This is a genomic window from Stenotrophomonas sp. 8(2023) (assembly GCF_030345295.1).
In the GTDB taxonomy this organism is placed as follows: domain Bacteria; phylum Pseudomonadota; class Gammaproteobacteria; order Xanthomonadales; family Xanthomonadaceae; genus Stenotrophomonas; species Stenotrophomonas muris.
The window spans coordinates 1,282,756-1,296,751 of sequence record NZ_CP128404.1; the positions used below are offsets into that span (position 1 = coordinate 1,282,756).

The window sequence follows — 13,996 nt, forward strand, 5'->3', positions numbered from 1 at the left end:
TCACGCTCGGGCGGCGGCGCGCAGCAGCAGGCTCGACTCTTCCCCTGTCCCGCGCGCACCATGGGGGCCTGTCCGAAACGATGGGCCGTCATGCAGAGTTCCGCTGTAACTTCCCGCGTCGAGGCGTTCTGCCGGCGCTTTGGCATTTCCGTTCCGATCCTGCTGGCACCGATGGCCGGTGCCTGCCCCGTACCGTTGTCCGCCGCGCTGGCCAATGCCGGCAGCATGGGGGCGATGGGCGCGGTGCTGTCGTCGTCGGCCGATATCGGTCGCTGGATGGAGGACTTCCGCGCGACCTCCACCGGCCCGGCGCAGGTGAACCTGTGGCTGCCGGACCCCGCACCGAGCCGTGATGTCGCTGCCGAGGCCGCCAGCCGCGCTTTCCTCGCGCAGTGGGGCCCGGACGTGCCGGCCAGCGCCGCCGACGCCACGCCTGCCGATTTCGAAGAACAGTTCGCTGCGTTGCTTGCGGCACGCCCGGCGGTGGCCTCGACCATCATGGGCGTGCTGCTGCCACGCCACGTGCAGCAGCTGAAGGACGCCGGCATTGCCTGGATCGCCTGCGCGACCACCTTGTCCGAAGCGCGTGCCGCACAGGACGCCGGTGCCGACGCCGTGGTGGCGCAGGGCATGGAGGCCGGTGGCCATCGCGGTGCGTTTGATCCGGCAATGGCCGAACGCCAGCTGGTCGGGCTGTTCGCGCTGTTGCCGCGCCTGGCCGATCACCTGCAGATTCCGGTGATCGCTGCCGGTGGCATCGCCGATGGCCGTGGCATTGCTGCCGCACTCACCCTGGGGGCCAGCGCCGTCCAGATCGGCACCGCCTTCCTGCGCACGCCCGAGGCGGCGATCGCGTCGGCGTGGGCCGATGGGCTGGCCGCCAGCGAACCGGAAGATACCTGGCCGACGCGCGCGTTCAGCGGCCGCCTTGGCCGTGGCCTGGCGACCGCGTATGTGCGCGCCGCTGCTGCCGAAGGCGCCCCTGCGCCGCGCCCGTACCCGGTGCAGCGCGGCCTGACAGCCCCGATGCGCAGGCAGGCGGCGCAGGAAAATCGCCTGGCGGCGATGCAGGCCTGGGCCGGGCAGTCGGCGTGGATGGCGCCTGCACAGCCGGCCGCCGACGTGCTGCGCGGCATGTGGGAACAGGCGCAGGCGCTGCTGCGATGAGGGTCACCTGCAATGGCCAGCCGGCGCAGGTGGCGGACCTGCTGCCGGCGCTGGTGAACTACGGCCACTTCACCTCGCTGCAGGTGCGTGGTGGTGCAGTGCAGGGGCTGGACCTGCATCTGGCGCGGCTGTCGCAGGCCACGCGCGAACTGTTCGGCAGCGAACTGGACACGGTGCAGGTGCAGGCGTGGATGGCGCAGGCGCTGCGGCAGGCCGGCCTGGCCGATGCCTCGCTGCGGGTGACGGTGTACTCGCGCCGCTTCGATTTCCGCAATCCGCTGGCGGCCGTGCCGGTGGACGTGCTGGTGGCAGTTTCAGCGCCGGTGGCCCTGGCCGCGCCCAAGCGCGTGCGCAGCGTGGCCTGGCAGCGCGAAATGCCGCAGATCAAGCATGTGGGCACGTTTGGCCTGTTTGCCGAGCGGCGCGCGGCGATGGCGCAAGGATTCGACGATGTGCTGTTCGTAACCGCCGATGGCGACGTGAGTGAAGGGAGCACCTGGAACCTGGCCGTGCACGATGGTGAACGGCTGCTCTGGCCGCAGGCGCCGGCCCTGCGCGGGACCGCCGAAACGTTGCTGAAGCAGCATTGGCCCGGCGCACAGTTGACGCGGCCGTTGGCGCTGGCTGAACTGGACAGTGTGAAGGCCGCTTTTGCCTGCAACGCCAGCGGCCTATGGGCGCTGGACGCCATCGATGGGCACGTGCTGTCTGGCTCGCAGGCCTTGGCTGAACGGGGCAGGGCAGTGCTGGCGGCGGTGCCTTGGGACAGATTGGGGTCAGATCCCTTTTGCGGCGCAAAAGGGTTCTGACCCCGGGCGGGACCCCGGGCGAGTTCCCCCGGGGTTGGCTCGGCCGGGCTCTGCCGCTATAATCGCCCGCTTACCTCGCCATCCTGGCGACTGGGCAATAGGAAAAACACCATGGTCAAGATTCGACTGACCCGCGGCGGCGCCAAGAAGCGTCCGTTCTACCACATCATCGTCACCGACGTGCGCAGCGCGCGCGACGGCCGCAACATCGAGCGCGTTGGCTTCTACAACCCGGTTGCCCAGGGCGCCGAGAAGCGCATCGAGCTGGACCTGGCCCGCGTTGACCATTGGGTCAAGAACGGCGCCCAGCCGACCGACAAGGTCCGCAACCTGATCAAGGAAGCGACCAAGTCCCAGGCCGCTGCGGCCTGATCCTGACGGGCCACGCTTCGGCGTGGCCCTCTTGGTTGAAGCAGATGAAAGATATCGAGCGCCGCATCCTGCTGGGCAGGGTTGTCGGCGCTTTTGGTGTGCGCGGCGAAATCAAGCTCGAGTCCTGGACCGAGCCACGTTCCGCCATTTTCCGTTACCAGCCGTGGATCGTGCGCAGCCCGTCCGGCGTGGAAACCACGATTGAAGGTGTGCGTGGCCGCGACAGCGGCAAGCACCTGGTCGCCCGTTTCCCCGGCGTCGAGGACCGCGATACCGTCGAAGCGATGCACGGCACCGAGATCTACGTGGCCCGCAGTGCATTGCCGCCACCGAAGCCCGATGAGTACTACTGGGTGGACCTGGAAGGCCTGGACGTGAAGACCACCGAGGGCGTTGCCCTGGGCCAGGTCTCGCACCTGTTCAGCACCGGAGCCAACGACGTGGTGGTGGTCCGCGGTGACCGCGAGCGGATGATTCCGTTCGTGCAGCCGGACTTCGTCAAGTCGGTCGACTTCGAGGCCAACCTGGTCGTGGTCGACTGGGATCCCGAGTTCTGAGCGTGAGCATGCGTTTCGACGTCATCACCCTGTTCCCCGAGTTCCTCGCCCAGTCCGCCGGACTGGGCGTGGTCGGGCGCGCGCAGGAGAAGGGGCTGTTCAGCCTGCACGGCTGGAACCCCCGTGATTACGCCGAAGGCAACTACCGCCGCGTGGACGACCGTCCGTTCGGTGGTGGCCCGGGCATGGTGATGCTGATCGAGCCGTTGCAGGCCTGCCTGCAGGCGATCCGTGAGGCTGATCCGACCCCGGCGCGCGTGATCTACCTCAGCCCGCAGGGGGCGCCGCTGACCCAGGCCAAGGTGCGGGAACTGGCGGCGCTGCCGCGCGTGGTCCTGCTCTGCGGCCGCTACGAGGGCATCGACGAGCGTTTCCTGGAGGCCAATGTCGACGAGGAGATCTCCCTCGGCGACTACGTGCTGTCCGGGGGTGAACTGGGCGCGGCGGTGATCATCGACGCCGTGGCCCGCCTGCAGGACGGTGCCCTGAACGACGCCGAATCGGCGGCGCAGGACAGCTTCGAGGGCGACCTCGGCCTGCTCGACTGCCCGCATTACAGCCAGCCGGCCCAGCACCCGCTGGGTGACGTGCCGGACGTGCTGCGCTCGGGCAACCACGCGGCCATCGCCGCCTGGCGCCGCCAGCAGTCGCTGCTCCGGACCGCCGAGCGGCGCCCGGACCTGCTGGATGAACAGGCACTGGGCAAGGCCGACCGCAAACTGCTGGAGCAGGGCCGTCAGGCCCGGAACCAGAAGGCCAGCCCCTAGCGCAGGGTCGGCTTTATCGGCTATCATGGCCAATTCCCGTCGACCCTGGTCGGCGCGCGCAGTACCCAAAACAAACGTGCAGCACAGTCCGGTGACTGCATGAGCCTACGTTGTCGATACGACACGCCCACCCGAACAAGAATCGGTGTAACCCATGAGCAAGCTGAACAAGTCCATCGTCGCGGAATTCGAATCCGCCCAGATCACCCGTGAACTGCCGAAGTTCAGCCAGGGCGACACCGTTGTCGTCAACGTGAAGGTGAAGGAAGGCAGCCGCGAGCGCGTGCAGGCCTACGAAGGCGTCGTCATCGCCACCAAGAACGCCGGCCTGAACTCCTCGTTCACCGTCCGCAAGATCTCGCACGGCTACGGCGTCGAGCGCGTTTTCCAGACCCACAGCGCCATCATCGACTCGGTCGAAGTGAAGCGTCGTGGTAAGGTCCGCGCCGGCAAGCTGTACTACCTGCGTGGCCTGGAAGGCAAGGCTGCCCGCATCAAGGAAGACCTGGCTGCCGCTGCTGCCGCCAAGGCTGCCCGTCTGGCCGACAAGGCCTGATAAACAACTTCGGTTGTTGCCGCGACGGCCACCTTCGGGTGGCCGTTTGCGTTTCCGGCATCGCATCGGCCACGATCAGGTGATGAACGACATCAACCTTCGCTATCCGGCCGTGATCCAGTCGGCGTTGCGCTTCCTCGACGGCAAGGGGCTGGCACGCGTGCAATCGGCGCCGTTGCTGCATCGCCTGTTGTGGCGCCTGGGCATCGCACTGCCGCCACCGATCCTGGCCGGCTTTGGCACCAACGCGTTGGTGCAGGGCCTGCTGTTCGGGCTGTTCTGGACCGCGCTGATGTGGCTGATGCTGTGGCAGGGCAGCGAACGTCCGCTGGTGCTGTTGCTGGTGGCCGGTCTGGTGGCCGGCGCGCTGTTCGGCCTTGTGATGGCGGCGCTGATGCGCTCGCTGCGCCGCCACCGCAAGCTGCCGGATTGGCGCCAGTTCCGGGCGCGGCAGGCGGACTGAGCCGATGGCGCACTGCGCCGTGACCGCTGGCTACGGGCCGCGCTAGGCTGCGGTTTCATCCCGATGGACGTGCCGTGCGATGCCTGCCAAGCGAACCGCACCTTCCACCGCGCCCACGCTGTTGTCCGGCGGCAACCCCCGGATCGCCAAGGGCGAGGGCGATGCTCCGGTGCAGGCATACATCGCCGCCATGCCGGACTGGAAACGCCCGGTCGGCGCACAGCTGGATGCGTTGATCGAACGGGCCGTACCCGGCGTGCACAAGGCGGTGAAGTGGAACTCGCCGATGTATGCGGTGGCGCCGGGCGAAGGCTGGTTTCTCAGCTTCCATTGCTTCACCCGCTACATCAAGGTGGCGTTCTTTCGTGGCGCGGTGCTGAAGCCGATGCCGCCCGAGCCGTCCAGGAGTGCCGATACGCGCTACCTGCATATCGCACAGGATGGCGCGCTGGATGAGGCACAGTTCCTCGACTGGGTGCGCCAGGCCGCCGCGTTGCCCGGCGAGCGCATGTAACCCCGACTTTCTCATTCCTTTCCCGACGAGAGCTCCTGATGGCTACGCATGCCCCCAACCCGGCCGATGCCGGAACACCGGCGGCCGAACTGATCGATGCACGCATCGCCGAGCTGGCAGACTGGCGCGGTGAAACACTGGCACGCGTGCGTGCATTGATCCATGAAGCGCTGCCGGACGTGCAGGAAGCCTGGAAGTGGCGCGGTACACCGGTGTGGGAGCACAACGGCATCCTGTGCACCGGCGAAACCTACAAGCAGGTAGTGAAACTGACCTTCGCCAACGGTGCGGCGCTGGCGGACCCGAAGGGCCTGTTCAACGCCAGCCTGGAGGGCAACACGCGGCGTGCGATCGACATCCATGAAGGTGCGATGCCGGATGCCGCTGCGTTCAAGGCGCTGCTGCGCGCAGCGGCGGCGTTCAATGCGGCGAAGAAGAAACGGTAGAGCCGGCCGCTGGCCGGCTGTTGCGCGATGCTGCTGGAGAGGTGTGAGGTTGCCGGCCAGCGGCCGGCACTACCGTGGCGGTGCGGCATCCGGGTCGGCCACCGGCGACGGCGGACAGGCCGGAATCTCCGACGGCGTCGCCAGTTCTTCGGCATGCGAGGGCTTGCCCATCATCTTCGCCTTGCGCCAGCCGCCCCAGCGGTAATACGCCAGCGACAGCAGCATCGACACCAGCGAGCTGACCGGGAAGCTCCACCAGATTGCATCGGCGCCCCAGTACGGCTGCAGCAGTTCGGCGAACGGCACGCGCACGCCCCACAGCGAGCCGGCCAGGATCAGCAGTGGCGGAATCACCGCGCCGGTGGAGCGCACCACGCCGGAGATCACGAAGCTGACGCCGAAGAACAGGAACGAGCCGATCACCACATGGTTGAGGTGGCGGGCGATGTCCAGCGCCTGGCTGGCCGGCGGCAGGAACAGCGCCAGCAGCTGGCGATCGAACACAACCAACGGCAGGATCAGCGCGCCGGTCAGCAGGAAGTTGAACAGCACGCCCTGGCGTGCGGTACCGCGCACGCGGTCCCAGCGCTGCGCACCGACGTTCTGTGCGGCCATCGAAGAACACGCCGCACCGATCGCCATCGCCGGCATCTGCAGGTAGTTCCACAGCTGCAGGGCAGCACCGTAGCCCGCGCCGGTGTCGGTGCCGTACGGGTTGACCATGGTCATCAGCAGGATCACCGACAGCGAAATCAGCACCATCTGCAGGCCCATCGGCACGCCCTTGACCACCAGCGCCTTGAGGATGGTCATGTCGAGCTTGAACAAGCGCAGGTCGGCGCGGCCCAGCCACAGGGTGTGGCGCTTGTGCCGCATGTACAGCAGCAGGCCGGCCAGCGACAACGTCTGCGCGACCAGCGTGGCCCAGGCCGAGCCGGCGATGCCCAGCGCGGGGAAGGGCCCCATCCCGAAGATCAGTACCGGGTTCAGCACGATGTCCAGTGCCACCGATACCATCAGGAAGCGGAACGGCGTGCGCGAATCACCGGCACCGCGCAGGGCGGCGGTGAGGAAGGCGAACGCGTACAGCGTCGGCATCGCCAGGAAGATGATCTGCAGGTAGGCCTCGGCCAATGGCAGCGAGGCGGCCGGCGTGCCCATCGCTGCCAGCAGCGGATGGGCCATGAACCAGCCGGCGATGGCGATGATCACCGACAGGCCGATGAAGAAGGTGGCACTGGTGCCGACCACGCGCCGCGCCTGCGCGATGTCGCGCGCGCCGATCGCCTGTCCGATCAGGATGGTCGAAGCCATGCCGAAGCCGAACACCGAGCCGATAAGGAAGAACATGATGTTGTTGGCGTTCGCGGTGGCGGTCAGTGCCGCCTCACCGAGGAAGCGCCCGACCCAGACCGCATTCACCGAACCGTTCAGCGACTGCGCGATGTTGCCTGCCAGGATCGGCAGGGAAAACAGCAGGAGATTGCGGCCGATCGGGCCGGAGGTCAGGTCAAGCGGCGCTTTGGCCATGGAGTGGTGATCGAATCCCGGGAGGCGCACACTAGCACCAAGCCGGTTTGCGGGATGTGGCAATGCATCAACGACTGCAGGTGAAGTGGAGCCTGGCGCTGGCCTTGATCAGCGTCGTACTGGCCGCATGTTCGACAGGTGACCGGCTGGGCGATACCCAGGTGCGGCCCACCGACCGGCCCGAGTGCCTGGTCGGCAGCCAGCGCCAGGATCTTTCTGCCGGCGTACCCACCCTGATCGGGGGCAGCGGCTGCCGCACCGACCCCGACAACCCGCGTCCCCTGAACAAGCGAACGGAGTAGTCCCTGCCGATGACCGAGCTTTCCCCGCTGCCGCCCAGTGTCCGCCTGGACATCTGGCTGTGGGCGGCCCGTTTCTTCAAGACCCGCAGCCTGGCCAAGCAGGCCATCGAGACCGGCAAGGTCAGCGTGGCTGGGCAGCGCCCGAAATCCTCACGCGCGGTGCGCGTCGGCGAGCAGCTGCAGGTGGAACGCGGCGAGGAGCATTTCGAGATCCAGGTGCTGGGGCTGAGCGATCAGCGCGGGCCGGCGCCGGCGGCGCAGCAGCTGTATGCCGAGAGTGAGGCCTCCAGGGCCCGCCGCGCCGAGCAGCGGGCGCTGCGCATCGCCGCACGCGATGGTTTCCAGCCGCCGGAGCACAAGCCGGACAAACGCGCACGGCGGTTGATCCGCGCGCTCGGCGATATCGACGCGTTGTAAGTTGCAGGGCGCCAGACCGGGTCCGGCGCCGCCTTGGCTCAGCGCTTGCCGCCCAGCAGGCTGCCGCCGATCTTCAGCAGATCGCCCACGCCGAGCTGGCCGTCACCGTCCTGGTCCAGCACGCTGCCAAGCAGGCCGCCGGCAAGGCCGCCCTGTTGCTGCACCTGCTGCTTCTCCTGGCCGAGGGCCTGGCTGAGCGAGCCGGCATCGGCCTGGCCACCACCGAGGCGCTGGGCGAGGAAGGCCATCACGATCGGTGCGAGGATCTGCAGCAGCTGGCTGGTACGGCCGCTGTCGAGCTGGGTGGCCTGGGCCAGGCCGGTTTCCACCTTCTGCTGGCTGCCGCCGAAGATGTGGCCGAGGATGCCGGCACCGTCGCTGGCGGCGCCACCGCCACCGCCGCCCAGTACCGAGCCGAGCACGCTGCTCAGGTCCAGGCCGCTGTGGTTGTTCTGCAGTGCACCGAGCAGCGCCTGTGCGCCCTGCGGCTGCGAGGCGTTGTTGCCCAGCGCGCCCATCAGCACCGGCAGCGCGGCACTGATCGCACCGGAGGCCTGGGTATCGCTGATGCCGAGCTGCTGCGATACCTGCTGCAGCGGGGCGCCCTGCAACTTGGCGAGAAGTTCGTCGGTCAGGCTCATCTGCGGAATCCTTGATTGGGGTTGGGCGTGCAGAAGGTACGACGCAGACCGTTAAAACGGCGACGCCGCCTCACGGGGAGGCGGCGTGGCGTTCACGGGGCGGGGCGATCAGAGCTCGATGTCTTCGGCACCCGGGGTCGCGGTGGGGAAGTCCGCTTCCGGCTGGGCCGGCTTGAACGGATCCGTTGGCTGGCTGGCCAGCGCCTTCAGCGCCGCGGCAACACCAGCGCCATAGGCCGGGTCGGCCTTGCTGCAGTTGTCGATGTGGCGCTGCTTGATGAAGTCCGGCGCATCGCCCAGGGCACGGGCGGTGTTGGCGAACAGTCGCTCCTTCTGTGCCTGGTTGTAGCTGCGGAACAGCGCACCGGGCTGGCTGAAGTAGTCGGCGTCGTCCTCACGGAAGTTCCAGAAGTCGGCGTCGCCCCGGATCTTCATCGGCGGTTCGCGGTACTGCGGCTGTTCCTGCCACTGGCCGTAGCTGTTGGGCTCGTAGTGCGGCAGGCCGCCGTAGTTGCCGTCCACGCGCATCGCACCGTCGCGGTGGTTGCTGTGCACCGGGCAGCGCGCCGCGTTCACCGGAATCTGGTGGTGGTTCACGCCCAGGCGGTAGCGCTGCGCATCGGAGTAGGCGAACAGGCGCGCCTGCAGCATCTTGTCCGGCGACGGGCCGATACCCGGCACCAGGTTGCTCGGCGCGAACGCTGACTGCTCCACGTCCTGGTACCAGTTGACCGGATTGCGGTTCAGTTCGAACTGGCCCACTTCGATCAGCGGGTAGTCGCTCTTCGGCCACACCTTGGTCAGGTCGAACGGATGGATGCGGTAGGTTTCCGCCTCCAGTTCCGGCATGACCTGGATGAACAGTTTCCACTTCGGGAAGTCGCCCTTCTCGATCGCGGCGAACAGGTCGCGGCCGTGGCTTTCGCGGTCATGGCCGACCAGGATCTGCGCCTGCGCGTCGGTCAGCGATTCGATGCCCTGCTGGCTGACGAAGTGGAACTTCACCCAGAAGCGCTCGCTGTCGGCGTTGGTGAAGCTGTAGGTGTGCGAGCCGAAACCGTGCATGTGGCGGAAGCTGCGCGGAATGCCGCGGTCGCTCATCACCACGGTCACCTGCAGCAGGGCTTCGGGCAGCAGCGTCCAGAAATCCCAGTTGTTGCGTGCGCTGCGCAGGTTGGTATGCGGGTCGCGCTTGACGGCCTTGTTGAGGTCGGCGAACTTGCGCGGGTCGCGCAGGAAGAACACCGGCGTGTTGTTGCCGACCAGGTCCCAATTGCCTTCTTCGGTGTAGAACTTCAGGGCGAAGCCGCGGATGTCACGCTCGGCGTCGGCGGCGCCACGCTCGCCGGCCACCGTGGTGAAGCGGGCGAACATCTCGGTCTGCTTGCCGACCTTCTCGAACAGCTTGGCGCGGGTGTACTTGCTGATGTCGTGAGTGACGGTGAAGGTGCCGAATGCGCCCGAGCCCTTGGCGTGCATGCGGCGCTCGGGAATGATCTCGCGGTTGAGGTTGGCCAGCTTTTCCAGCAGCCACACGTCTTCCATCAGCAGCGGGCCACGCGGGCCGGCGGTCTTGCTGTTCTGGTTGTCCACCACCGGTGCGCCGAAGGCCGTGGTCATCGGCGTGACCGGTTCATCGCCGTGCTTCTGCTTCGGGGTAGTGCTCAGCTCGCGCTGCTGCTGGGCGCCTTCCGCAGGCGACGGCGCGGTGTGATACGGACATTTCGGGCTGTTGTTATCGGACTGGCTCATGGCTGGCTCCTGCGGGTGAAGACGGGATGGAACATCTTCACTCGACTTTAGCTAGGGCCAGATGAAATGAATAATCGAATGATCCGTTCAGTTTGATAGTTTCTGTCAATTGAAACGAAGAATAAGATTTGCCGGATCTTTTGATAGGCCTCCCGCATGGCGGCGGGAAGCCATGGGTGCGCGCTGCGGTTACAGCAGTGCTTTCAGTCGGTACAGCGCTTCCAGCGCCTGCTTCGGCGTCAGTTCGTCCGGATCGATGGCGGCCAGTGCTTCCTGTGCCTTGTTCGACGGCGCCGCGAACAGGCCGAACTGCTGCGGTGCATCCAATGCCTGCGGCGCCAGCTCGGCGGCATGGCTCTCACCGCCGCGCTGTTCCAGCTCGGCCAGTCGACGGCGCGCCTGCGCCACGGTGGCGCGCGGCAGGCCGGCCAGTGCGGCCACCTGCAGGCCGAAGCTGCGGTTGGCCGGGCCGTCCTTCACCGCGTGCATGAACACCAGCGCTTCACCGTGCTCGACGGCATCCAGGTGCACGTTGGCGATGCCGCTGCGGCCGCCCTCGTGCTGCTCGTCGGCCAGCGCGGTCAGCTCGAAGTAGTGGGTGGCGAACAGCGTGTAGCAGCGGTTCTGGTAGGCCAGGTGGCGGGCCACCGCGTCGGCCAGCGCCAGGCCGTCGTAGGTGGACGTGCCACGGCCGATCTCGTCCATCAGCACCAGCGAATGCGCGGTGGCGTGGTGCAGGATGTAGCTGGTCTCGGCCATCTCGACCATGAAGGTCGACTGCCCGCGGGCGAGGTCGTCACCGGCGCCGATGCGGGTCAGGATGCGGTCGATCGGGCCGATCAGCGCCCGGCTGGCCGGCACGAAGCTGCCGATGTGGGCCAGCAGCACGATCAGCGCGTTCTGCCGCATGTAGGTCGATTTACCACCCATGTTCGGACCGGTGATGACCAGCATGCGGCGGTCCGGATGCAGATCCAGATCGTTGGGTTCGAACGGCTGCTCGCGCACCGCCTCGACCACCGGATGGCGGCCACGCTCGATCTTCAGGCACGGTGCCGTTTCAAGTTCCGGCCGCGACCAGTCCAGCGCCTGCGCGCGTTCGGCGAAGGCGGCCAGCACGTCCAGTTCGCTCAGCGCAGCGGCGCACTGCTTCAACGGTTCCAGCTGTTCGCCGAGGGTGTCCAGCAGCTGCTCGTACAGGTACTTCTCGCGCGACAGCGAACGGTCGCGCGCGGACAGCACCTTGTCCTCGAATGCCTTCAGTTCTTCGGTGATGTAACGCTCGGCATTGGTCAGCGTCTGGCGGCGGGTGTAGTGCACCGGCGCGCGATCGGACTGGCCCTTGCTGATTTCGATGTAGTAGCCGTGCACGCGGTTGTAGCCCACCTTCAGGGTGGGAATGCCGCTGCTCTCGCGCTCGCGCAGTTCCAGGTCAACCAGGAACTGGTCGGCATGGGTGGACAGGCGGCGCAGCTCGTCCAGCTCTTCATCGAAGCCATCGGCCAGCACGCCGCCGTCGCTCAGCTTCAGTGGCGGCATTTCGGCGATGGCGCTGGCCAGCAGCTGTGCGCACGCGTCGTGCTCGCCCAAGGCGGCATGCAGTGCCTGCAGGCGCGGTGAATCCAGCGGCGCCAGCACTTCGCGCACCGCCGGCAGCAGGCCCAGGCCATCGCGCAGGGTGGAGAAATCACGCGGGCGCGCCGAACGCAGTGCGACGCGGGTCAGGATGCGTTCCAGGTCGCCGAGGCGGCGGAACTGTTCGCGGATGTCGGCATCGCTGCCGCGATCGATCAGGGTTTCCACCGCATGGTGGCGCTGCACCAGCACCTCGCGCAGGCGCAGCGGGCGGTGCAGCCACCGGCGCAGCAGGCGCCCGCCCATTGGCGTCACCGTGCTGTCGAGCACGCCCAGCAGGGTATTGCGGGTATCGCCGTCGACGCGCGTATCCAGTTCCAGGTGGCGGCGGGTGGCGGCGTTCATCGCGATCGCCTCGCCGGCGGTTTCCATCGCGATCGAGGTCAGGTGCGGCAGGCGCTGCTTCTGGGTTTCCTCGACATAACCGAGCAGGGCGCCGGCGGCGGCGGTGGCACGTGGCTTGTCATCGATACCGAAGCCGCTCAGATCGTGCAGCTTGAAGAAGTTCAGCAGCTGGCGGCGGCCGCTGTCCGCGTCGAACAGCCACGGCGCACGGCGGCGCACGCCGGTACGGTGGCGCAGGAAGTCGGGCCAGTTCTCCTCGTCGGGCACCAGCAGCTCGGCCGGTTCCAGTCGGGCCAGTTCGGCTTCCAGCGCGTCGTCGGTCTCGACTTCATTGACCAGAAAGCGGCCACCGGCCAGGTCGGCCCAGGCCAGGCCGTAGCCCTGCTTCGTGCGCGACAGCGCCATCAGCAGGGTGTCGCGGCGTTCGTCCAGCAGCGCTTCGTCGGTCACGGTGCCGGGGGTGACGATGCGCACCACCTTGCGTTCGACCAGGCCCTTGGCCAGCGCCGGGTCGCCGATCTGCTCGCAGATCGCCACCGACTCGCCCAGCGCCACCAACCGCGCCAGGTAGCCTTCATAGGCATGTACCGGCACGCCGGCCATCGGAATCGGCGCGCCGCCGGAGCTGCCACGCTGGGTCAGGGTGATGTCGAGCAGGCGCGCGGCCTTGCGCGCATCGTCGTAGAACAGCTCGTAGAAGTCGCCCATGCGGAAGAACAGCAGCAGGTCCGGATACTCGGACTTGGCTGCGAAGAACTGCTTCATCAGCGGGGTGTGTTCGGCGGACTTTTCTTTGGACATGGGGCTCGTGAATCCGGGGCGTCCGTTCGCGCCGGAGGGCAGCGGCAACGGAGCGGGTACAGGGCCGTCCATGGTAACTGCTGGGGCACAGGGCTGCCGCCACCGGTGGCAGGCGGGTACCGCACAGCAACGAGGTCAGGCCGGGACCAGGGTGATCTGCCGGTGGCTGGCGAAGATATCCATCACGATCTCGAAGTAGGTTGGGCCCTCGCCCTGTTGCAGGGCGTCCAGCTGGCGCGCAATGGTCCGCGTGTTGAAGGTGCCCGGGGCTTCCAGCTTGGACTGCAGCCACTGGCATGTGGTAGTTCGTCCCAGTGCGGCGCGGCTGTGCTCGATATCACTCCAGATCACCGTGGCCCGCTCATGGCCGGCCAACACGCCATGGACGCCATGCAGCAGATCATCCAGGGCGTCCAGGCTTGGCCCGAGCTGCCAGTCCTCGCCGGCCATGAACACGCGGTTGATCTCCGCGTACAGGCTGGGGATGTCGTGAATGGCACAGCCTTCGATCTGCAGGATGAGCGTCATATGTCGACTGTAGCGTTGTTCCCTGTGCGTTGGACATGGCTGAGCGCCGGATGCTTTGGGGACCCATGCTGGGGTTTGGCAAACTTCTTTGCTGAGTCAAGTGCTCGGCACTCCCGTCGTGGCGCGCGCCGGTTTGCAGGGAAGAAAACGACGTGACCCATCGCCAATAGCAGGGCCATCAGCTGGTAGAGAGTTCGCCCGAAGTCTTCTTCTTCATTGATTGGTGCCATCGGCAGCAGGACCCCCTCGGGCGCGTTCAACTTCCACTGTCAGTGATGACTGGCTGGGTGATGGAAATAGATTCTCCTCCTGTATCATTGGCAATAAAGGTCTGGAAAATTGTTTCTGGGATGGTCAGTAACGTTGTATCTGCGTCTCCGGTGAGGTGGGGGGA

16 protein-coding genes are annotated in these 13,996 nt (G+C 67.1%); 11 read left to right on the top strand and 5 right to left on the bottom strand.

The genetic code is table 11. From position 1 onward, the window contains the following. Positions 1–90 precede the first annotated feature (90 nt). From QP609_RS05920 to QP609_RS05960, 9 genes are all read left to right on the top strand, one after another. Positions 91–1,167, top strand: coding sequence for a nitronate monooxygenase (locus tag QP609_RS05920; protein ID WP_169410908.1), 1,077 nt, complete (start codon positions 91–93; stop codon positions 1,165–1,167). Further along, positions 1,164–1,976 (top strand): aminotransferase class IV family protein, encoded by an 813-nt coding sequence (locus tag QP609_RS05925; protein ID WP_134808640.1) that lies wholly within the window; start codon positions 1,164–1,166, stop codon positions 1,974–1,976. The genes QP609_RS05920 and QP609_RS05925 overlap by 4 nt, the downstream gene beginning before the upstream one ends. A 111-nt stretch (positions 1,977–2,087) precedes the next feature. After that, complete coding sequence (rpsP, locus tag QP609_RS05930) at positions 2,088–2,348, top strand: 30S ribosomal protein S16 (protein WP_005415733.1); 261 nt, start codon at positions 2,088–2,090, stop codon at positions 2,346–2,348. Positions 2,349–2,392: 44 nt separating this feature from the next. Beyond that, positions 2,393–2,905, top strand: a complete 513-nt coding sequence (rimM, locus tag QP609_RS05935) for a ribosome maturation factor RimM (protein WP_010483256.1) — start codon at positions 2,393–2,395, stop codon at positions 2,903–2,905. 8 nt (positions 2,906–2,913) lie between these two features. Beyond that, complete coding sequence (trmD, locus tag QP609_RS05940) at positions 2,914–3,672, top strand: tRNA (guanosine(37)-N1)-methyltransferase TrmD (protein WP_046429552.1); 759 nt, start codon at positions 2,914–2,916, stop codon at positions 3,670–3,672. A gap of 154 nt (positions 3,673–3,826) precedes the next feature. Then, entirely contained in the window at positions 3,827–4,228 is a 402-nt protein-coding gene (gene rplS, locus QP609_RS05945; RefSeq protein WP_005415736.1) for a 50S ribosomal protein L19, read from the top strand. Between the two features lie 82 nt (positions 4,229–4,310). Then, complete coding sequence (locus QP609_RS05950; protein ID WP_032956354.1) at positions 4,311–4,691, top strand: DUF6404 family protein; 381 nt, start codon at positions 4,311–4,313, stop codon at positions 4,689–4,691. 79 nt (positions 4,692–4,770) lie between these two features. Further along, positions 4,771–5,205, top strand: a complete 435-nt coding sequence (locus tag QP609_RS05955; protein ID WP_032956352.1) for a DUF1801 domain-containing protein — start codon at positions 4,771–4,773, stop codon at positions 5,203–5,205. 38 nt (positions 5,206–5,243) lie between these two features. Further along, complete coding sequence (locus QP609_RS05960; protein WP_197621606.1) at positions 5,244–5,651, top strand: DUF1801 domain-containing protein; 408 nt, start codon at positions 5,244–5,246, stop codon at positions 5,649–5,651. Between the two features lie 69 nt (positions 5,652–5,720). Here the strand turns inward: QP609_RS05960 and QP609_RS05965 are convergent, their stop codons facing one another. Next, positions 5,721–7,181: an MATE family efflux transporter gene (locus QP609_RS05965; RefSeq protein ID WP_289213878.1), complete on the bottom strand. Its 1,461-nt coding sequence runs from the start codon at positions 7,179–7,181 to the stop codon at positions 5,721–5,723. A gap of 62 nt (positions 7,182–7,243) precedes the next feature. Here QP609_RS05965 and QP609_RS05970 point away from each other — a divergent pair, with 62 nt between their 5' ends. Both QP609_RS05970 and QP609_RS05975 read left to right on the top strand, forming a co-directional pair. Then, the gene (locus QP609_RS05970; RefSeq protein ID WP_014646407.1) at positions 7,244–7,483 is read left to right on the top strand and encodes a hypothetical protein; all 240 of its coding nucleotides are present in this window, start codon (positions 7,244–7,246) and stop codon (positions 7,481–7,483) included. Positions 7,484–7,492: 9 nt separating this feature from the next. After that, entirely contained in the window at positions 7,493–7,900 is a 408-nt protein-coding gene (locus QP609_RS05975; protein WP_069117404.1) for an RNA-binding S4 domain-containing protein, read from the top strand. Positions 7,901–7,938: 38 nt separating this feature from the next. Here QP609_RS05975 and QP609_RS05980 read toward each other — a convergent pair whose 3' ends face one another. The 4 genes from QP609_RS05980 to QP609_RS05995 all read right to left on the bottom strand — a co-directional run bounded on the left by QP609_RS05980 (position 7,939) and on the right by QP609_RS05995 (position 13,602). Continuing rightward, entirely contained in the window at positions 7,939–8,541 is a 603-nt protein-coding gene (locus QP609_RS05980; protein ID WP_111205789.1) for a DUF937 domain-containing protein, read from the bottom strand. A 108-nt stretch (positions 8,542–8,649) separates the two neighbouring features. Next, positions 8,650–10,161: a catalase gene (locus tag QP609_RS05985; RefSeq protein ID WP_185741883.1), complete on the bottom strand. Its 1,512-nt coding sequence runs from the start codon at positions 10,159–10,161 to the stop codon at positions 8,650–8,652. A gap of 321 nt (positions 10,162–10,482) precedes the next feature. After that, positions 10,483–13,074, bottom strand: coding sequence for a DNA mismatch repair protein MutS (gene mutS, locus QP609_RS05990; RefSeq protein WP_197621605.1), 2,592 nt, complete (start codon positions 13,072–13,074; stop codon positions 10,483–10,485). A gap of 135 nt (positions 13,075–13,209) precedes the next feature. After that, positions 13,210–13,602: a barstar family protein gene (locus QP609_RS05995; RefSeq protein ID WP_164077463.1), complete on the bottom strand. Its 393-nt coding sequence runs from the start codon at positions 13,600–13,602 to the stop codon at positions 13,210–13,212. Between the last annotated feature and the right edge of the window lie 394 nt (positions 13,603–13,996).